The organism is Rhizobium sp. BK650, from assembly GCF_014195325.1.
Classification (GTDB): domain Bacteria; phylum Pseudomonadota; class Alphaproteobacteria; order Rhizobiales; family Rhizobiaceae; genus Rhizobium.
Map to the genome: position 1 here is coordinate 51,305 of NZ_JACIBK010000005.1, position 18,213 is coordinate 69,517.

Annotated in this window: 17 protein-coding genes; 13 read left to right on the plus strand and 4 right to left on the minus strand. The window is 57.5% G+C overall.

The window, feature by feature from the left end:
- Positions 1 to 3 precede the first annotated feature (3 nt).
- Positions 4 to 954, minus strand: a complete 951-nt coding sequence (locus FHX15_RS14130) for a hypothetical protein (protein ID WP_184398020.1) — start codon at positions 952 to 954, stop codon at positions 4 to 6.
- 158 nt (positions 955 to 1,112) lie between these two features.
- Between FHX15_RS14130 and FHX15_RS14135 the strand changes: the two genes are divergently transcribed.
- The 7 genes from FHX15_RS14135 to FHX15_RS14165 all read left to right on the plus strand — a co-directional run bounded on the left by FHX15_RS14135 (position 1,113) and on the right by FHX15_RS14165 (position 8,143).
- Entirely contained in the window at positions 1,113 to 1,757 is a 645-nt protein-coding gene (locus FHX15_RS14135; protein ID WP_184398022.1) for a helix-turn-helix domain-containing protein, read from the plus strand.
- A 36-nt stretch (positions 1,758 to 1,793) separates the two neighbouring features.
- Positions 1,794 to 2,141 (plus strand): hypothetical protein, encoded by a 348-nt coding sequence (locus FHX15_RS14140; protein WP_184398024.1) that lies wholly within the window; start codon positions 1,794 to 1,796, stop codon positions 2,139 to 2,141.
- A gap of 449 nt (positions 2,142 to 2,590) precedes the next feature.
- Positions 2,591 to 3,784, plus strand: a complete 1,194-nt coding sequence (locus FHX15_RS14145) for a mandelate racemase/muconate lactonizing enzyme family protein (protein WP_184398026.1) — start codon at positions 2,591 to 2,593, stop codon at positions 3,782 to 3,784.
- 184 nt (positions 3,785 to 3,968) lie between these two features.
- Entirely contained in the window at positions 3,969 to 4,844 is an 876-nt protein-coding gene (locus FHX15_RS14150) for a carbohydrate ABC transporter permease (RefSeq protein WP_184398027.1), read from the plus strand.
- Entirely contained in the window at positions 4,841 to 5,746 is a 906-nt protein-coding gene (locus FHX15_RS14155; RefSeq protein ID WP_184398029.1) for a carbohydrate ABC transporter permease, read from the plus strand. The genes FHX15_RS14150 and FHX15_RS14155 overlap by 4 nt, the downstream gene beginning before the upstream one ends.
- A 4-nt stretch (positions 5,747 to 5,750) precedes the next feature.
- Entirely contained in the window at positions 5,751 to 6,854 is a 1,104-nt protein-coding gene (locus FHX15_RS14160) for an ABC transporter ATP-binding protein (RefSeq protein WP_184398031.1), read from the plus strand.
- Between the two features lie 41 nt (positions 6,855 to 6,895).
- Complete coding sequence (locus FHX15_RS14165; protein ID WP_184398033.1) at positions 6,896 to 8,143, plus strand: ABC transporter substrate-binding protein; 1,248 nt, start codon at positions 6,896 to 6,898, stop codon at positions 8,141 to 8,143.
- Between the two features lie 76 nt (positions 8,144 to 8,219).
- Here FHX15_RS14165 and FHX15_RS14170 read toward each other — a convergent pair whose 3' ends face one another.
- Both FHX15_RS14170 and FHX15_RS14175 read right to left on the minus strand, forming a co-directional pair.
- A complete protein-coding gene (locus tag FHX15_RS14170; RefSeq protein ID WP_184398035.1) occupies positions 8,220 to 8,663 on the minus strand; it encodes a VOC family protein in 444 nt (147 codons plus the stop codon).
- A 3-nt stretch (positions 8,664 to 8,666) separates the two neighbouring features.
- Complete coding sequence (locus FHX15_RS14175; protein WP_184398037.1) at positions 8,667 to 9,101, minus strand: VOC family protein; 435 nt, start codon at positions 9,099 to 9,101, stop codon at positions 8,667 to 8,669.
- A 252-nt stretch (positions 9,102 to 9,353) separates the two neighbouring features.
- Between FHX15_RS14175 and FHX15_RS14180 the strand changes: the two genes are divergently transcribed.
- Entirely contained in the window at positions 9,354 to 10,214 is an 861-nt protein-coding gene (locus tag FHX15_RS14180) for an IclR family transcriptional regulator (protein WP_210290711.1), read from the plus strand.
- A gap of 103 nt (positions 10,215 to 10,317) precedes the next feature.
- The gene (locus FHX15_RS14185) at positions 10,318 to 11,247 is read left to right on the plus strand and encodes an aldo/keto reductase family oxidoreductase (protein WP_184398039.1); all 930 of its coding nucleotides are present in this window, start codon (positions 10,318 to 10,320) and stop codon (positions 11,245 to 11,247) included.
- Between the two features lie 75 nt (positions 11,248 to 11,322).
- On the opposite strand, the gene FHX15_RS14190 is transcribed toward FHX15_RS14185, so the two are convergent.
- A complete protein-coding gene (locus FHX15_RS14190) occupies positions 11,323 to 13,047 on the minus strand; it encodes a penicillin-binding protein 2 (RefSeq protein WP_184398041.1) in 1,725 nt (574 codons plus the stop codon).
- A 795-nt stretch (positions 13,048 to 13,842) separates the two neighbouring features.
- Here FHX15_RS14190 and FHX15_RS14195 point away from each other — a divergent pair.
- The 4 genes from FHX15_RS14195 (at position 13,843) to FHX15_RS14210 (ending at position 18,152) form a co-directional block, all read left to right on the plus strand.
- Positions 13,843 to 14,514 (plus strand): L,D-transpeptidase, encoded by a 672-nt coding sequence (locus tag FHX15_RS14195; protein WP_184398043.1) that lies wholly within the window; start codon positions 13,843 to 13,845, stop codon positions 14,512 to 14,514.
- Positions 14,515 to 14,527: 13 nt separating this feature from the next.
- On the plus strand, positions 14,528 to 15,067 hold the full coding sequence (locus FHX15_RS14200; protein ID WP_184398045.1) for an OmpA family protein: 540 nt from the start codon (positions 14,528 to 14,530) through the stop codon (positions 15,065 to 15,067).
- 210 nt (positions 15,068 to 15,277) lie between these two features.
- Positions 15,278 to 16,591, plus strand: coding sequence for an exopolysaccharide biosynthesis protein (locus tag FHX15_RS14205; RefSeq protein WP_184398047.1), 1,314 nt, complete (start codon positions 15,278 to 15,280; stop codon positions 16,589 to 16,591).
- A gap of 52 nt (positions 16,592 to 16,643) precedes the next feature.
- Positions 16,644 to 18,152 (plus strand): O-antigen translocase, encoded by a 1,509-nt coding sequence (locus tag FHX15_RS14210; RefSeq protein WP_184398049.1) that lies wholly within the window; start codon positions 16,644 to 16,646, stop codon positions 18,150 to 18,152.
- Positions 18,153 to 18,213 lie beyond the last annotated feature (61 nt).

An 18,213-nucleotide genomic window follows, 5' to 3' on the forward strand; every position in this document is an offset into this window, starting at 1 on the left:
CAGCTATGGATCGGCGCCCATGCCGTCCAGCCGGAGGCTGTTCGAAATCTCTACGGCGATTTGTGCAGCGATCTCATCCTCGATATCGAGAACAGTCTGGCCGTGCAGATCTCGATCATATTGATTTGCCCAAAGAACCGCGCCGTCGGCGTCATTTATCATGCGAACATGGAGATGAAGGATCATGCCTTCGACGAGGGCACTCCCCTGCAGGCTAAACATTGAGCCAGGCATCTCCGGGCCGGATCGGCCTCGGGCAAGCACGGTAAGGTTCCTCACCTTCATCAGCTTTGCAATCAGCTGATCGGCAAGGCCCTTTGCGAAATCAGCTCCCTGGACAGTGCCGCCGAGAGCGACGAAGGGTTCAACAACAATCGCAATTTTGTTTTTCAATGTTGCTGCAGCGGGGGCAGGTAATGTTTTCGGTGGAGAGAGATAGGCTTCAAACGGACGGATGAGAGCGAGTACGGCCATTAAGCCAAGCAGAGCAGGAATGCCGACGGGCAGCAGGAGATCTCGATAGTTTACCGACCGCTCTCCATCATGGGACAGCCGCTTTCTCTCGCTGCTGCCCGGCTGGGCGGAATTATCTTCCCCAGGGGAGAAATGCGGCGCATACCCTCCTTTGGGAATCGTGATCCGGATCAGATCATCCTGTCCACAGACGAGATAATATCGTTCGAGCGCGCGACGAATCCGCCCCGCTTCGATTCGGACGACTGGATCACTTTGAGCATCGAAGGAGGCATCGCGTCCAAAAACCGCTTGCGCAATCGTGTAGGCTTTGAGCTGCTCGCTGCGCCCTTCAAGGGTCTCTTGGACGATATATTGCAGGAAGCGACGTCCGCGCTCGGGGGCGAGGAATTCCGAGCTGGCGAGTATACGGTCAAGCTGTGCACGCACACCTGCATCGTCTCGAAATGCGCGGTAGTCTCCTCCCTCTTCCGATGCCATCGAGATCTCCGGCGATACCTTCGGGTCGCTCTCACCAAGGGAAATAGCTTTATATACCCGCCCGTGGTCCCCGACTTCCGTAAAAATACGTACGGGGTATCTCGTATACCGAGGCAGGCAGCGATTGCTTATGCTGCTCCTGGATGGGGGCGACCTAAATGCTTCAGAACCAAACGATCGTAAACCAGACGACAATTCGAGGCCCTGGCTACGGCAGCCCTGCCGGAATGGCCAAAGATCAATCGATCCAGCTTAAGGCCGACGAGACGATATATAGCGAGGGCGAACACGCTCTTGCAATCTACCAGGTGGAAGCGGGGGCGGTACGGATCTACCGGCTCACGGCAAGTGGGCAGCGATATATTCTGTCTTTCTGCGGCAAGGGCGAATGGTTCGGGCTTGAGACAGGCAATGTGCGAACCGATTTTGCAGAGGCCATCTGCGACACTTCTATCAGGCCCTTTCGCGCCAATCGGGACGCGATCGTCCCTATAGACCTTCTCAACATTGCCCTGACAAATCTTGCAAAGGCACAGCATAAGCAGCTCGTCATCACAGAGCAAAGCGCACTGAAACGCGTCGCAGCCTTTGTCAATGAAATGGCCGATCGTCACCCCGACGATTGTGAATTCGATATAATGATGTCGCGCAGCGATATCGCCGATTATCTTGGGCTCACGGTTGAAACCGTCGCCCGCTGCTTTACGAAACTTCGCAGAAAACGCATCCTCTGTCTGGACGGTAAGCTGCAACGCCTCGTTCGCATTCTTGACCGCGATGCACTCATAGCAATGACGATCTAGCGGCTGAATTGATCTTGGAAAAGGAGAGATCGAGCAATGACGTATGTGTCCAGTCGCATATCAGACGGATTGACCAGAACGCTCCTTGCAAGCTTGGTCTCGCTAGCAGGGTTTCCACTCACTACCCTCCAGGCGCAAGACGATCCGTTCGATCAATTTCCATTGCTCATCCAGTGCAAATACAAAGAAACCTATCACGCCTTTTACATATCGCGTATCTCTCCGGATGGTGTCGCGACCTATGTGGCATCTGAAAGGATGGCCGGGACAATCACCTTGGACGGCCACGCGAAGGCGACCGGTGGTGCGGAGGGTGGTAGCTGTGTCGGCAAGACCCTGGATGAACTTCGCGCATCTCACCAAGCGTTTGACTTAAAACGTTAGCCTTTCGTCTCCACATGAAGTTCGCTGTCGACCTTGGGCGTCGAAGGCGGCAGCGTGATCCGGAAGAGTGGCCGAGCGCCCGCCCGTCGATCGTCGCTGCGTCATCGGACTCTACAGGTGTGCCCTGAAATAGCCGCCGCAAGAAGAGACTATGCCGTTCAAATATGAACGATCGTCTTTTCGTGCGGCTTTCCCGACCAGGCTCTGTGCTCAATCGCGCCCAAACCCCGTTAGTCGACGCAAAGGTCGCAGCCCCTTCGCGACACCGCTGGCTGCGCGCATGTTCCGGAACGACCCAATCCCTCCTATCGTTTCCTATTTGAACTTCCAATATTCTCTAATGGATGGTAATGGGATGATCGCGGCTTTATCAATCGTCATGGCAGCCATTCGGAACCACACCCCGAAATGTCGGGTATCAGACAAAGCCAATATCGGGAGGTGCGGAAATGAAGATCGTCGACCTCAAATGTGCCATCATCGGCAAGAGCCCGATCGTGCGTCTCGTCACCGATGAGGGCCTTTCCGGTTATGGCCAGGCTGAAACCTGGAAGCCTTATCTCAAGCCGCATATTCTTTCCTTTCGCGAGGCATTGATCGGCGAGGATCCGACCAATGTCGAACGCGTCATGCTGAAAATCCGCCAGCGCGGCAGCTTCAAGCCTTGGGGAGCCGCCGTCAGCGTCATCGAGATGGCGCTCTGGGACGTGGCGGGCAAGGCGGCGAACCTGCCGGTGCACAAGTTGCTCGGCGGGCGCGTGCGCGATCGTATCCGCGTCTATAACGGCTCCATCCGCTTTCCGATCAGCGGTTACGAGCCGGAACATCTGGCCGACGATCTGAAAAGGATGATGGGTCTGCCAGAAGGGTTTACCATCATCAAGCAGCCGGTCGGTTTCCACTCGCCCATGAAGCGGCTTCCGGACTTCTATTATGGCGAACCCAATGCCAGCCCTTTCCATGGAGCGCTCGACCGCGGTCCGATCACCGAAAAGGGTTTGCGCCATCTTATCGACTGCGTTGCCGCCATGAAGGAGGTTGCCGGTGACAGGATAGGTCTGGCGCTCGATTGCGGTCCTGGATGGATGCTGCCAGACGCAATCCGTCTTGCTCGCATGCTGGAGCCCTATCATCTGCTCTGGATTGAGGACCTGCTCTCCGGCGACTATACGCCTTGGGTCAATGCCGGCGTCTATCGCGAACTGACGCGCGCAAGCACGACGCCGATCCATACCGGTGAGCAGATCTATCTGCGCCAGAATTTCAAGGAATTGATCGAGGGCCATGCTGTCAATGTCGTCGGCCCCGATCCGGCCGATGTCGGCGGCATCGCCGAGCTCAAGTGGGTCGCCGAATATGCCGACCTCCACTCGATCATGATGGCGCCGCACGGAACGGCAAACGGGCTTCTCGGCCTTGCAGCGCTCATTCAGGTCTGCGCCACCTTGCCCAACAATTTCATTGCTTTCGAATATACGACCGGCGATCCGCACTGGTGGTACGACATCGTCGATGGGCTGCCGCAGACGATTGTCAAGGATGGCTTCGTCGACGTGATCGAGCGACCGGGCATGGGCGTCGATCTCGTACCCGAACGGGCGAAACGCTATCTCGCCGAAGACGATCAGGCCTTCTTCGACTGAGCTTTGTCCAACGCCCCTCAGTGGATACAACGTAAGCGCGAGCGCGGGTGCAGCCAATTGTCATTTGACATTGCAATCTTTTGATCCCTATATTTGGTCTGTTGTGAACTAGATGCTGTTCATATGAGAAACAGACCCCGGCGGGCTGGAGGAGCGGAGCGCTGGCGGTCTGAGGAGGAGGCTCATGGCAATCCGATGGAGCCGCGTCATTCCGCATCTGGCCGTTGTGCCAGCGGCACTGTTGACGCTTGTCTTTTTCATTGGGGCAATAGGCTGGACCGTCTATCTATCCTTCACGGCATCGCGCCGCTTTCCCGACTATGAACTGGTCGGCTGGAAGCAATATTGGCGGCTTTTTCATGATCCGTCCTGGATTCTGTCGTTGCAGAACCTCGTGATCTTTGCTGTGGGCAGCCTGCTATCGATTGTGATGGGTTTTATTCTCGCCGCGCTGATCGACAAGGAAGTGCATGGTGAGGGTATTTTCCGAACGGTTTTTCTCTACCCGCTTGCCGTTTCGCTGATCGTCACCGGGCTCGTCTGGCGCTGGCTGTTCAATCCGGGACTTGGCGTCGAAAACGTCCTTCATTCGATCGGTTGGGAAAGCGCCTCCTTCAACTGGCTTGCCAGCCAGGACACCGTCATGTTCGGCGTCATCCTGGCGGCGGTCTGGCAATCGACCGGTTTCTTCATGGCGCTCATGCTTGCCGGGTTGAAGTCGATCAATACAGAGATCTGGCAGGCGGCGCGGCTTGATGGCGTGCCCTTCTGGCGGCTCTATATCGAAGTCATCATCCCGATGATGAAGCTCACCTTCCTCACCTGCATCATTCTGCTCTGCATCGGCGTAGTAAAGGCCTATGACATCATCGTCGCCATGACCAATGGCGGTCCGGGCGGCGCGTCGGTCATGCCTGCCTATTTCGTCATCGACGCCTATTGGCAGAAGCAGAATCTCGGCTTCGCATCGGCGGGCGCAACCGTCATGCTCCTCACAACCCTCGTTCTCTTTCTGCCGCTCGTCATCATCACCGCCGTCAGGCAACGGAGAGAGACATGACAGCGCTCTCCATGTCACAATCCAGCCGCGAGGCGAAAGCACGCCGGCGCCCGCTGATCCGGCCAAGCCGGGTGGTGATCTTCGTCTTCCTGCTGATGGCCGCAGCCTTCTTCGCCGTCCCGCTCTACGTCATCATCGTGACCTCGTTCAAGACGATGGATCAGATCCGCCAGGGGCAGATCTTCTCCCTGCCTTCACCCTGGACGAGCGATGCCTGGTCCTATGCCTGGATGCAGGCCTGCTCCGGCATGAACTGCAACGGCGTGCGCACTGGTTTCATCAATTCGCTCTATATTCTCGCCCCGAGCCTGGTCCTGACGATCTCGTTGTCGATTGTCACGGGTTACGGGCTGGCGCTCTGGAATGTCAAATGGGCGAACGGCTTCCTGTTCGTGCTTTTCATCTGTGCCTTCGTACCGTTCCAGATCATCATGTATCCGCTGATCAAGATCACCGGCGCGCTGCATATCTATGGCACGACATTCGGCATCGCCGTCATCCACAGCGTCCTGTCACTGCCCTTCCTGACATTGATCTTTCGGAATTACTTCCGCGGCATGCCGCCGCAGATCATCGCAGCGGCCATGATCGATTCCGGTTCCTTCTGGCGGATCTTCGTCGAGATCGTCCTGCCGATGTCTGGCAATATCATGATCGTTGTGCTGATCCTGATGATCACCGGCATCTGGAACGATTTTCTTGTCGGCCTGACCTTCGGTGCGCAGGACACGCAGCCGATGACGGTCGTGCTCAACAACATCACTGTGACGACGACGGGCGCCAAGAATTACGCCGTCGACATGGCCTCGGCACTGCTGACCGCTCTGCCGCCGCTCGTCATCTATTTCATCCTCGGCAGGTTCTTCGTTCAGGGCATTACTGCCGGCGCCATCAAGGGATAGAGGCATGCCATCCATCGCATTCAACAATATCGTCAAGAAATTCGGTGCGCTGACGGTTATCGAGAACCTGAACCTCAGCATCGGCGACGGTGAATTTCTGGTGCTGCTCGGGCCGTCAGGCTGCGGCAAGACAACGCTTCTCAATCTTCTGGCTGGCCTGCTCGAAATCGACGAGGGTGAAATCCTCATCGACGAACGGGATGTCAGTTACCTCGATCCCAAGGACCGGGGCCTTGCGATGGTCTTCCAGTCCTACGCGCTCTATCCTACCAAGACGGTCCGCGGCAACATGAATTTTGGGCTTTCCTCCCGCGGTATTTCACGTCAGGAGGCGGACAAGCGCATTGCCTGGGCTGCCAAACTCCTACAGATCGAACACCTTCTCGACCGCAAGCCCTCCCAGCTTTCCGGTGGTCAGCGCCAGCGCGTTGCGATCGGCCGGGCGCTCGTCAAGCAATATGGCGTCTGCCTGTTCGACGAGCCGCTTTCCAACCTTGATGCAAAGCTGCGCAACGAGATGCGCATGGAGATCAAGAAGCTCCACAATCAGCTCAGAAATACGGTGGTCTATGTGACCCACGACCAGGTCGAAGCGATGACCATGGCAACAAAGATTGCCGTGATGAACAAGGGCGTCATCCAGCAATTCGGCACGCCGGACGAAATCTATAACGAGCCGGCCAATCTCTTTGTGGCCGACTTCGTCGGCTCCCCGGCCATGAACCTGCTCGACTGCGTCGTCCGAAAAGAAGGCACTGATCTCGTGGCCGTGGATGAGAAGGACGGCGTCAGCATCGGCCTTGGCGAATATAAATGGAAGGCCAAGGCCGCCGAAGGCAAGCCTGTCAAGATCGGGTTCCGGGCGGAGGAGCTGCTGATCGAGGAACGGGCGGATGCGGGAAACACCGTCCGCTTCGACTGCCCGGTCGAATATTTCGAGAAGTCCGGACCCGACGCTTTCGCCTTCCTGACCATGTCGGGAAAGAGCATCGCCGTACGCATCGACGGCCGCGACGCGAACCGCTACCGGGGCAAACCGGCTCTGCCCGTCTATCTGCCGCTCACCAAGCTGAACGTCTTTGACGCCCCGACCGGCCAGCGCCTGTGATCAGACTAATGTAATCAGATTCAAAAAGGGAGGAATGTTGCATGACCAAATGGAAATCCCTGAAAAGGCTGCCGCTCTTGCTTGCCGCGACGACGCTTGCCGCAAACGCCTGGGCAGATGAAGTCGTCGTTTACCACACCTGGTCCAAACCGTCCGAGATCGCAGCACTCACCGTTCTGCGGGAGGCATGGGCTAAGGACGGACACCAGTGGAAAGACCTTTCGATTGCCCACGATTCCGGCGCAAATGTCAGCCTGATGAACATGATCACCGGCGGCAATCCGCCTGCGATCTTCATGAATTCCGATCCCGGCATCTATCGGGATTTGAACAAGCAGGGCCTCGGCGTGCCGCTGACCAAATTGTTCGACAGCATCGGCGCAACGAAGAATTTCCCGCCCTCGGTCTTGAAGAACATCACCGTCGACGGCGAGATCATGAAGGCCCCAGCGACAGTGCATATTGACGGCATGGTCTATTACAACAAGCATGTCGCCGAGGCCGCAGGCGTCGATCCGAAATCCTGGAAATCTCTCGATGACCTCTTTGCCGCCTTCGACAAGGTCAAGGCTGCCGGTTATATCCCGATCGCCCAGGGCGGCGATCAGTTCCAGAAGGCCTATCTCCTGCAAGCCGTGATCGCCTCTGAAGAAGGCCCCGATATCTACAATCGCTTCTATGGAGAAAAGCCCGATCGCGATGTCATCGACACCCCACAAATGCGCGCCGCGCTGAAGCGCTTCCGCCAGATCGCCGAGCACACGGATCAAGGTTCGCCCAACCGCCAGTGGAACGATACGACCAATCTCGTCATCACCGGCAAGGCCCTGCTGCAGATCCATGGCGACTGGATGAAGGGCGAATTCCTGGCGGCTCAAAAGAAGCTTGGTACCGATTTCGATTGCATGAATATTCCGGGCACCAAGGCGGTCGTGGTGACTGTCGATGCCTGGGGCTTCCTCAACACCAACAATTCCGATACGGCCAAGGCGCAGGAGGACTTCGCAAAGCTCGACGTCGATCCGAAACTCAATGCCGACTTCGTGTTGAAGAAGGGCGCAAGCCCTGTTCGTACCGATGCCGATACCACAAACCTCGATGCCTGCAACAAACTCGTTCTCGAGACGCTGAAGGACCCGGCAAAGCAGGTTTCAAACCCCTTCAATACGGCCGACGCCGACTGGTATCGCACGATCTGGCAGGAAGCCGACAAGTATTGGAGCGATCCGAAGCGGACGGAAGACGACTTCGTGAAGGCGATGCAGGACGCCTACGACCAGATCTTCTGAAATCGACAAATAATAACCCGGCAAATTGTTGCCGGGTTCCTTTGGCTACAGAGCCTTCAATGCAGATACAGTCCGATCAGACGGATTGTGCGTGAAGTCTTTTGATGGCTTGCAGCTGAATGCAATCCGGCGCCATCTCCATGACCTCGATCTGGGTGCCGTCGGGGTCTTCGATCCATGCGCCACGATTGCCGTCGATGCCGATCTGGGTCGGCCTTGGCTTGCTCGGCTCAATGCCGACCTTGGCAAGCTCCTCGAATGTCTTGTCGATGTCTTCGACCGTGAGGCAGATATGGAAGATGCCGATCATGTCAGGGCCAATTTCCGGCCGCTTTACCCCCTTCGGGAAAAGCTCCAAATACTGGTCGTCGTTGATGCGCAGATAGACGATCCACGCCTCACCCTGATCATTGAGCAGTCGCGTCATCTCGCGAAAGCCGAGTTTCTGATAGAAAGCAAGGGACTTGTCGAGGTCGTTGACGCGCAATGCGATATGACCGAGATGCTTAAAAAGATCCATGGCTCAGACCAGTCCCTTGATGCGACGGACGGCGACCGTCTGCATGGCATCGGCCCCAAGCTGCATCAGCTCGATGCGATTGCCTTCCGGATCTGCGATCCAGGCCTGGTAATTGTTGTCGACGCCTAGTTTCTTCTCGGCCGTCAGGACAACGCCGCGACTGGTGATATCGGCGATCGCCTCATCGATGTTTTCGACTTCCAGACAGAGATGATTGTAGCCGACATTGGCAAACGGCGGCGCGCTATCGCCCACACCATCCGGAAAAAGTTCGATGAACTGCGTGTCCGTGATCCTGAGATAGACGATCCACAAGCGGTCGTCGCGCTCGAGCCGGAACATTTCGTCGAAGCCGAGCTTGTTGACATAGAAGTCGAGGGAGCGGTCGATGTCCTTCACACTGACGGCCACATGCCCGATCGATTTCACACTCTTCATTGCATCCTCCTCCGTATTTCCGTTGGCGGCCGCGCAACGCAGCGCTCACGGAACCTCCGCCCCGGCACTGTTTCCGGAACGTCGCCCCGCGATAAATCGACGTGACGTTTCCTATTTGAACTGATATAAGTTCATTTATGAATTTATCGACAATCTGGTGCCGGAGTCAATCGGAAGGCGCCGCGATTGCGTGAACTCCGCGCATTGCTTATGGAAGTCGAAGCGTTGCCTGATAGGCTTGGCAGGATTTGAATGACCGACATTAGTGAAGATGCCGCGCAGAAGTACCGCATCCCCGTCATCGAGCAGATGGTGGAGGTTTTTGCGCTGCTGGAACGCACGCCGCAGGGCGCGACGATCCGTGACGTGGTCAAGGCGGTGAAGCTGTCGCGGACAACGGTTTACCGCATGCTCAACACGTTGAGCGCCCACGATCTCGTTCATCGTTCACCAGCGGGAAGCTATACGCTCGGGCGACGTCTTCTAACGCTTGCGGCCCATGTCGCTCCGACCGTCGCGAGTTATGATCTGCTCGCGATCGCACAGCCGCACCTGAACAAGATCTCCGAACTTCTGGGCGAAGGCAGCAAGCTAACGGTACCATCGGGCGACAATATTCTGGTCGTTGCATCGGCGCAGGGACACGGCCAATATGCGTTGTCGGCAACTGCCGGCCAGAGGCTGCCGTTTCACGCGGGTGCAGCCGGGAAGGTCCTGCTTGCCTTCTCCTTGCAGGAGGACATCGAGCGGCGCCTGACCAAGCTCGAACGCTTTACCAACCAGACGATTGTTGACCCCAAGGTAATGCTCGATGAACTCGCGCTGATCCGCAGACAGAATTGGGCGCGGGACAGGGGCGAGCAAATGTCTGGCGTTCACGCGGTTGCAGCCCCCGTGAGGGATCATCAGGACACAGTCATCGCAGCCGTGAGCGTTCCCTTCGTCGCCGGCGTGGACGAAAAGCGCGTGGCGGATATCAGGCGGGCCGTGATCGCGACGGCGCAATCGATAACGAACGACATTCGATCCGAAAGCTTCGACATGCTCTCGACGACGTCGACCGCCGACCCTAAGCGCACCGATCGGAAGGCGTCGAAATCCAAGCAGCGATAGACGAAAATCAGATCGGACTATCGCGCTCGATGACGAAAGCTCGCTAGGCACGCAGCCGCTCTTCCCGCTACAGGCGGGTTTCACAACCACTGAGGTATTCATCATGAAATTCTATAGATTTCCGCGGACCGACCTCGATGTGTCGAGCATCGTCCTTGGAATGATGCGCATTGCCAATATGGCCAACGACGAAATCCAGCAACTGGTCGGCGCCGCTCGCGATGCGGGCGTGACATTCTTCGACCATGCCGACATTTATGGGGGCGTGCCTCATCGCTGCGAGGCCCGCTTTGGCGAGGCTATCTCGCTCACGGCCGCGGAGCGCGAAAAACTCCTCATCCAGAGCAAGGTCGGTATCCGCAAAGGATTTTTCGATTTTTCTGCCGAGCATATTCTGGCCTCGGTCGATCAATCGCTTGCAGCACTGAAAACCGACTATCTCGACGTGCTTCTGCTGCATCGGCCGGATACGCTCGTCGAACCCGAAGAGGTCGCGGCCGCCTTCGACACGCTCAAATCTGCCGGCAAGGTCCGGCATTTCGGCGTCTCCAACCACACGCCCGGACAGATCGAACTGCTCAAGACTGCGGTTAAGCAGCCGCTCCTCGTCAATCAGGTGCAGCTCAGCATCACCCATGCGCCGCTGATTGCATCAGGCATTGCCGCCAATATGGCAGGGCTCGATCAGTCGGTCGACCGCGACAACGGCCTCCTCGACTATTCTCGCATCAACGGCATGATGCTGCAGGCGTGGTCACCTTTTCAGAAGGGTTTTTTCGACGGCGTATTCCTGGGAGACCGCGAGAATTTCGCCGATCTGAACGATGCCATCGACGAGCTCGCAAAGGCCTATGGCGTAACCCCGACGGGTATTGCCGTCGCCTGGATTACCCGTCATCCGGCGAAAATCCAGGTCGTCCTCGGCACCACGAAGCCAGAGCGTGTCATCGAAGCCGCGGCCGGGTCTTCGGTCTCGCTGACCCGTGAGCAATGGTATCGGCTATTCAAAGCTGCAGGGCACACGCTGCCCTGACTTCCGACCCGGCTGCCGCCACTGCAACTTCTAGCATGACGCACTGCGAAACCTTCGGGGATGCCGGTAACAGGCTCAGTATGATGCGAGCAGGTTCTGCCCGAAATCCGGTTCGACACCCAGGATCGGCGCGACCCGGCTGATGATGTCATGCACCATCGGGGCGGCTGTATTCGTCGCGAACGTCAGCCCGTGCTGGCCGGTCAGCGGCTCGTCGATGAAGGACAACACCACATATTTCGGCGCATCGATGGGGAAGGCTGCCAGATAGGCGTTGAAGCTCAGCGTGTGTGAATAGTGGCCGTTGACGACCTTGTTGGCCGTGCCGGTCTTGCCGCCGACATGAAAACCGGGCACGTCGGCGGTGCGGCCGGAACCCTGTTCGCCGTTGAGCTTGAAGAGGTAACGGATCGTATCGCTGGTGCTTTTCTTGACGATCTGCTGTTCGGTTTTCGCTGCCTCTTCGGCCGAGCGCGGCAGGAAGGTCGGCTCTATGAGCTCGCCGCCGTCAACAAGAGCGGCACCGGCGACAGCCGTCTGCAGTGGTGTGGTCGCCACACCATGGCCGAAGGAGATCGTGATCGAGTTGATCTTCTTCCAGACCTTGGGCTGCGTCGGCGTCTTCACCTCCGGCAGTTCGGTCTGCATTTTGCTCAAAAGGCCAAAGCGCGTCAGATACTCTTTCTGTCGCTCCATGCCGACGAGGTCCATCATCCTGGCCGTACCGATATTGGAGGAGTAACGGAAGATTTCCGGAATGGTCAGCCAGCGGCGCGGCACGTCGCGGTCGTCATGGATCGTGAAGCCCCCGTAATGCAGCGGCCCGGTGGCATCGAAGCTGTCGGAAAGCTTCACCATGCCGCTGTCGAGCGCCAGTGCCATCGAGAAGGTCTTGAAAGTCGAGCCCATTTCGAACGTGCCGTTCGACATGCGGTTCAGCCAGCCTTCGCTGCCGGTCGCCTGCGGGTCGTTCGGATCGAAATCGGGCGCGGACGCCATGGCGAGCACCTCGCCGGTATGGACGTCGAGGATGACAGCGCCGGCGGCCTTGCCCTTGTAAGTGGTGATCGCGTCTGTGACGACGTCATGAACGACATTCTGTGCCCGGATGTCGATCGACAGTTTCACGGGCTCCAAATTTTCGCGCACCGCAAGGCCAGTGGATTCCAGATCGGAAAGGCCCTGCATGTCGAGATACTTCTCCATCCCGGCCATACCCTTGTTGTCGATATCGACGTAGCCGAGAATGTGGGCAGCCGTCCGTCCGCCAGGATAGAAACGCTTCACCTCGGGACGAAAGCCGATGGCGGGAAGACCGAGAGCCAGAACGTCGTTTTGCTGCTTCGGCGTTAACTGGCGACGCAGCCACGTGAATTGCGAACGCCTGTCCGATAGCTTCTGATAGAGCGTCTTCCGGTCAAGCTCCGGGAAAAGCTGCGTGAGCTTCTCGACCGCTTCATCGACATCGACCATATGGCTCGGCTCGGCAAACATCGAGACCGTGCGGATATCGGTCGCCAGTAGCTCGCCGTTGCGGTCAAGGATATCCGGCCGAGAGGCCATGATCGGATTTGGCGGGATATTCGATGTCGTGATGTCGACCGCAAGGCCATAGTAGATGAGCTTGCCAAACATTCCGAGGTAGGCGATGCCGAGGACGCTTGCGAGCGTGACGATACGGCTTCTTGCCTGCCGTGCCGTTCCGGCGGTCCTGCGAGCGGACCGCGCGAAGGGGGCAGATTCGAAGGTGAGCTTCACCAGCCGACCGCTTCTTACGCTGATACTGTGAATGATCGACATTGCCCACACCAAGAACAAAACGCACCAGGCGCATATCCCACTCGTCTGCACCTTCTATCGAGAGGGACATATGCGGATTTAAAGCTCAACGCAGAGGAGCGCGCTCACGCCTTTGGCAGAACTTTTAACCTCCATCTGGCGCTCGGATGGTTAACAACCTCTTATCCGACCGCGTGTGCTTTTGTCGCAGGGGCCGCTGAAATTGGCGGCCTCGGATTTAAACGATTTTTAAAATAGCGCCCGAGAAAACTAATCGATTTTAATTTTATGATTAAAATTTTCTTGTTGCAGTGCAAAAGTATCCGAACCTAAATCGCTTTGAAGATAAATTTGCTCTTTGGAGGAATGCATATGACTGTAACATTTCCGCTAACTGAAAAGCGTAATGCGGACCAACTTCTGAAGCACCTGATTCAGCACAATCTGTCTTATCCGGGAAACTGTGCCGTTTCGCTCAAGGCTCATGTCGCCCTCGTCACCTCTTCTCACACCTTCGCGCTCAGCACTGCGCGGACGGCATGGTAGCGATCGAAAGCCGGCCTCGACATTTTCCTCAAGTGGGACGGGTGCGAAGCTTTCACAGCCTGCAGACAAAGGGTCTGATCACCTGATCAAAACCTGCTTATCGGCTATAGTTCCCACCCACCCGAGTAACAGCCGGAGCCGCAGACTGTAAGGCCCATAGGGCAACTCAGCCTCGATCTTTTAGAGAATGAGAAGAGTTTTATATTGTCGTAAATCAAAAATCTGATTTACTGGCGCCATGCTGCTTGGCTTTAAAGGGGGATATGGCCAATGGTGTGGACCCGCAGGGATATTCTGGCTGGTGGATTGGCGTTACTTGGTACAGGCGCGGTACAGAAACCGGCGCTTGCCCAGGCCGCTTCTTACTTTACGGGCACAGCCGTCGATAACGGCGTCACGTTCCGGGCAACCAACTTCGCCAAAATCGACAGACAATGGCACCGTCAGGTGGTGAAATATTTCAGCAGCGAACCTATCGGTACCGTTGTCGTCGACACCAGGCACCATTTTCTCTATTTGATCATGGAGAACAAGACGGCGATCCGCTACGGCGTCGGTGTCGGCAAGGAAGGCTTCAAATGGTTCGGACGCGCCACGATCGATAGCAAGTCGCTCTGGCCGCGCTGGACACCGCCGCCGGAGATGCGCAAGCGCCATCCCGAACTGCCCGAATTCGTGGCCGGAGGCTCGCCCAAGAACCCACTCGGGCCTCGTGCCATGTATCTGCACCGCGACGGGGTCGATACAGGCTATCGTTTCCACGGCACACTCGAGCCGTGGAGCATCGGCAAGGACGCCTCCAGCGGCTGCATCAGGATGTTCAACGAAGATGCCATCGATCTTTACCAGCGTTGCCCAATCGGCACCGCGGTACAGGTCCTGCCCCATATTGCCGATCAGGCGCCAGCCGCCGAGGTCAGCCAGGCAATTCCGGCCGAATGAGGAATATAACCTGATGTCTGCTAGGATCGGATATACGAGGCACCTTTGCGCCGCGGCGGCCATGCTTTTGGCACTCACAGCCTGCACCACCACAGATATCGCCTCTGTGGAAGAACCTCCCGCGGCGCCGTTGACCGGCCAAACCAATGACCCGGCGCCCGGTTTTGATACCGTCAAGACTGGCAGCGAAGAGGACTTCATCCTCAACGTCGGTCGACGGATCTACTTTGCGCAGGACTCCGCCAAGCTCGATTCGGTTGCCATGACGACACTGGACAACCAGGCTGCCTGGCTCAACAGGAATCCGACCTGGCTGATCAAGCTGCAGGGCTTTGCTGACGATAACGGTTCCATGTCGAAGATGAAGACGCTGTCGCAACAGCGCGCCGATGCAGCAATGGCCTATCTGGCTTCGAAGGGCGTGGACCCCCATCGAATGTGGGCCAAGGGTTACGGCGAGGACCGAGAAGTCCGCGACTGCACGGAGCGTTCCTGCAAGGTGCAAAACCGGCGCGTCGTCGCCAATCTACGCACGGAGCGCGATGCGACCTGATCGCGGCTCTTCTCCTGTTTTCCGGGTGAAGCACCCTACTTCGCTTCATCAATATTGATGAAGCGAAGTAGCTGACCTCCATCTTCCTCAAGGCTCCGTCAGACGGCACACTGGTCTAGCGGCGGTGAACCCCGCGTTCGCCATCCGCGCAACGCCCAAGGCATTTGAACCATGTATCCGCTTGAGGATGCTTGCAGGCTGGACACGTAGATGAAGTTATCGTACCGCGTTCCTCACATCTTCTTTCGTGCGACGTTTGCCATCAGTGCGCTCGTCTTTCTAGCCGGACCTGTGTTGCCGGCTCTTGCCAACGACACTCCCTTCGCTCCTCAAACGAAAATCCGTCTGACGATCGCGCAGTGGATGCCATCTAAGGGCCAGTATGAACGATGGGATGCGATCGGTGGCGAATACACCGTCTCGGATGAAGGGGCAGTCTTTTTGCCCTTCCTTGGGTCCCTTCCCGTCGGCAAGCTCGATAATGCCGGCCTCACAAACCAGATTGCCATGCGCCTGCAAGAAAAGATCGGGTTGATGCAGCCACCTGTGGTGATGATCGAAATTCTCGAATATTCGCCAATCTATGTCGTTGGAGACGTCGCCAAGCCGGGAGAGTATAAGTTCCGCCCGGGTCTTACCGTGCTGCAATCGCTCGCAATCGGCGGCGGCCCCGTCCGCGCCAAAAGCGAGCAACAAACGCAGTCGATCAGGCTCGCAGGCGAATTGCGCGAAACCGATCACGCGATCCTGCGCAGCACCGCGAAACTGTCTCGGCTCCAGGCGGAGATGGATGGAGCGAAGGAAATAGCATTCGACCGAACGGATGGAAATGACCAGCAATATGCGGCCGGGATCTATAACGAGGAACGGGTGATTTTTCAGGCTCGCGCAAGTGCGCTGGAGAGGCAGTCAAAGGCACTCGTGGAGCTGCGCGATCTTCTGAATACCGAAATTTCGACACTGGAAGAAAAGGTGGCGGGGGCCGACGACAATATTAAATCAGTCGAGGACCAATTGGTCAGTGTCAAAACTTTGGTCGAGAAGGGTCTTACGGTCTCATCGCGGCAAATGGACTTGCAACGGCTGCTGACGACCTACCGCGCCGACAAGCTCGACCTCGTCACCGCGATCATGCGGGGCCGTCAGGCCATCAGCGAGACGACGCGAAATCTCGAGGGACTTGCCGATACGCGACGAAGCGAGATCGCATCCGAAGCGCAGGCCGAACGGGCAAATCTCGATCAGCTCAAGATGAAACGGGAGTTGACGCAGAAGCTGCTGGTCGAGGGGCTCGCCGCGAGCGACGACGCTAAAAACCTTGGCATTGCACTCCCGCTTACCTTTACCGTCAGCCGGCGGAATGACGGACAGATCAATCAATTTCCGGCCTCAGAAACGACCGCGTTGGAGCCCGGCGATGTGGTGAGAGTGGTTCAACCTCACAGTCTGGAAGGCTCCGCCGATTCCGACTCCGCCGAGCCTTCTGAAGAAACCCAGGCGCTTGCAGATCGGGCCAGCCAGTGACCGGCGAAAGCATGTCTTACGACCAAGTTTGCTGCCAGGCGAGGGGTATCTGATGACCTTGCGCATGATACCGCCCCGTGGCCATACCTATACCCAGATCCTGAAATCGACGATGCTGATGGGCGGCTCTTCGCTCGTGAACGTCGCGCTCAGCATTATCAGGAACAAGGCGCTCGCTGTTCTGCTTGGGCCGGAAGGCGTGGGACTGATCGGCCTTTACGGCTCGATCATCGATATGGCGCAAGCAATCGCTGGTCTTGGCGTGAGCAGCAGCGGCGTGCGCCAGATCGCCGAAGCTGCCGGCACCGGCGACGAAGACAGGATCGCACGATCGGCGACAGCGCTCAGGCGCATATCGATGGTGCTCGGGCTCCTTGGTGCGCTCTTGCTTGCCGCACTGGCGCTTCCGGTATCGAGTTTCACCTTTGGCGACTACCAGCATGCAGGCGCAATAGCACTGCTCTCTCTGGCCGTATTTTTCCGTGTGGTCTCCGCTGGACAAACCGCGTTGATCCAGGGCGTACGGAACATCGCAAACCTCGCCCTGATCAACGTGCTTTCGGGGCTTTTCGGAACGGTGGTCAGCATCCCGCTGATCTATCTGTTCGGAGCAAAGGCGATCGCGCCGTCTCTCGTCGTGGTCACGGCTGCTTTAATCCTTCCGACCTGGTGGTACAGCCGAGACATCTCTACGCACCGCCCGGCAATGTCGGCGCGCCAGTTCGGCCAGGAGGCAACCGCTCTGCTCAGGCTCGGTTTTGCGTTCATGGCAAGCGGACTTCTGACCTTCGGCGCCGCCTATGCTATCCGCATCATCGTATTGAAGGACGGCGGCGTCGCCGCGGCCGGTCTATATCAGGCGGCTTGGGCGCTTGGGGGTCTCTATGCCGGATTCATCCTGCAGGCGATGAGCACGGACTTCTATCCGCGCCTGACTGCAACCGCAGACAATAATGCCGAGTGCAACCGTCTGGTCAATGAGCAGGCGGAAATCAGCCTGCTTTTGGCCGGACCTGGTCTGATCGCCACCTTGACCCTCGCACCGCTCGTGATGAGCCTGTTCTATTCCGCAGAATTTCATGGCGCCGTTGAGCTTCTGCGCTGGATCTGCCTTGGAATGATGCTCAGGATCGTCGCCTGGCCGATGGGCTACATCGTCTTGGCAAAAGGTGCGCAAACGATCTTCTTCTGGACGGAGGTCGCAGCAACCCTGGTGCATGTTGGGCTGGCATGGCTCCTGGTGCCAAACTTCGGCACGCCCGGGGCCGGCATGGCGTTCTTCGGCCTCTACGTCTGGCACAGCATCCTGATTTACGTGATCGTGCGTCGGACTACCGGCTTTCGCTGGTCGGCAGCCAATCGCAGGCACGCGCTTCTTTTCCTGCCGGCATCGGGATTGGTATTCGCAGCCTTCTTGCTCTTGCCGCCGTGGTCGGCGATGGTGATTGGCTGCCTCGCCGTGATCGCGAGCGGGCTTTATTCGCTGCGCATGCTGGTCGAGCTGCTTCCGCCGGAATCGATGCCCGCAATCGTCAGAGGATGGATCACGAAATCCGCATAAGAGAAAGCGCGCTCAGATAATGCGCGCTTTCCTCATCCTATATCCATATTCCGCGCTATGC

Excerpts from the sequence above, each read along its gene's own strand:
- FHX15_RS14130 (WP_184398020.1), bottom strand. The coding sequence starts at position 954 with ATGGCATCGGAAGAGGGAGGAGACTACCGCGCATTTCGAGACGATGCA.
- FHX15_RS14135 (WP_184398022.1), top strand. The coding sequence starts at position 1,113 with ATGCTTCAGAACCAAACGATCGTAAACCAGACGACAATTCGAGGCCCT.
- FHX15_RS14140 (WP_184398024.1), top strand. The coding sequence starts at position 1,794 with ATGACGTATGTGTCCAGTCGCATATCAGACGGATTGACCAGAACGCTC.
- FHX15_RS14145 (WP_184398026.1), top strand. The coding sequence starts at position 2,591 with ATGAAGATCGTCGACCTCAAATGTGCCATCATCGGCAAGAGCCCGATC.
- FHX15_RS14150 (WP_184398027.1), top strand. The coding sequence starts at position 3,969 with ATGGCAATCCGATGGAGCCGCGTCATTCCGCATCTGGCCGTTGTGCCA.
- FHX15_RS14155 (WP_184398029.1), top strand. The coding sequence starts at position 4,841 with ATGACAGCGCTCTCCATGTCACAATCCAGCCGCGAGGCGAAAGCACGC.
- FHX15_RS14160 (WP_184398031.1), top strand. The coding sequence starts at position 5,751 with ATGCCATCCATCGCATTCAACAATATCGTCAAGAAATTCGGTGCGCTG.
- FHX15_RS14165 (WP_184398033.1), top strand. The coding sequence starts at position 6,896 with ATGACCAAATGGAAATCCCTGAAAAGGCTGCCGCTCTTGCTTGCCGCG.
- FHX15_RS14170 (WP_184398035.1), bottom strand. The coding sequence starts at position 8,663 with ATGGATCTTTTTAAGCATCTCGGTCATATCGCATTGCGCGTCAACGAC.
- FHX15_RS14175 (WP_184398037.1), bottom strand. The coding sequence starts at position 9,101 with ATGAAGAGTGTGAAATCGATCGGGCATGTGGCCGTCAGTGTGAAGGAC.
- FHX15_RS14180 (WP_210290711.1), top strand. The coding sequence starts at position 9,354 with ATGACCGACATTAGTGAAGATGCCGCGCAGAAGTACCGCATCCCCGTC.
- FHX15_RS14185 (WP_184398039.1), top strand. The coding sequence starts at position 10,318 with ATGAAATTCTATAGATTTCCGCGGACCGACCTCGATGTGTCGAGCATC.
- FHX15_RS14190 (WP_184398041.1), bottom strand. The coding sequence starts at position 13,047 with ATGTCGATCATTCACAGTATCAGCGTAAGAAGCGGTCGGCTGGTGAAG.
- FHX15_RS14195 (WP_184398043.1), top strand. The coding sequence starts at position 13,843 with ATGGTGTGGACCCGCAGGGATATTCTGGCTGGTGGATTGGCGTTACTT.
- FHX15_RS14200 (WP_184398045.1), top strand. The coding sequence starts at position 14,528 with ATGTCTGCTAGGATCGGATATACGAGGCACCTTTGCGCCGCGGCGGCC.
- FHX15_RS14205 (WP_184398047.1), top strand. The coding sequence starts at position 15,278 with ATGAAGTTATCGTACCGCGTTCCTCACATCTTCTTTCGTGCGACGTTT.
- FHX15_RS14210 (WP_184398049.1), top strand. The coding sequence starts at position 16,644 with ATGACCTTGCGCATGATACCGCCCCGTGGCCATACCTATACCCAGATC.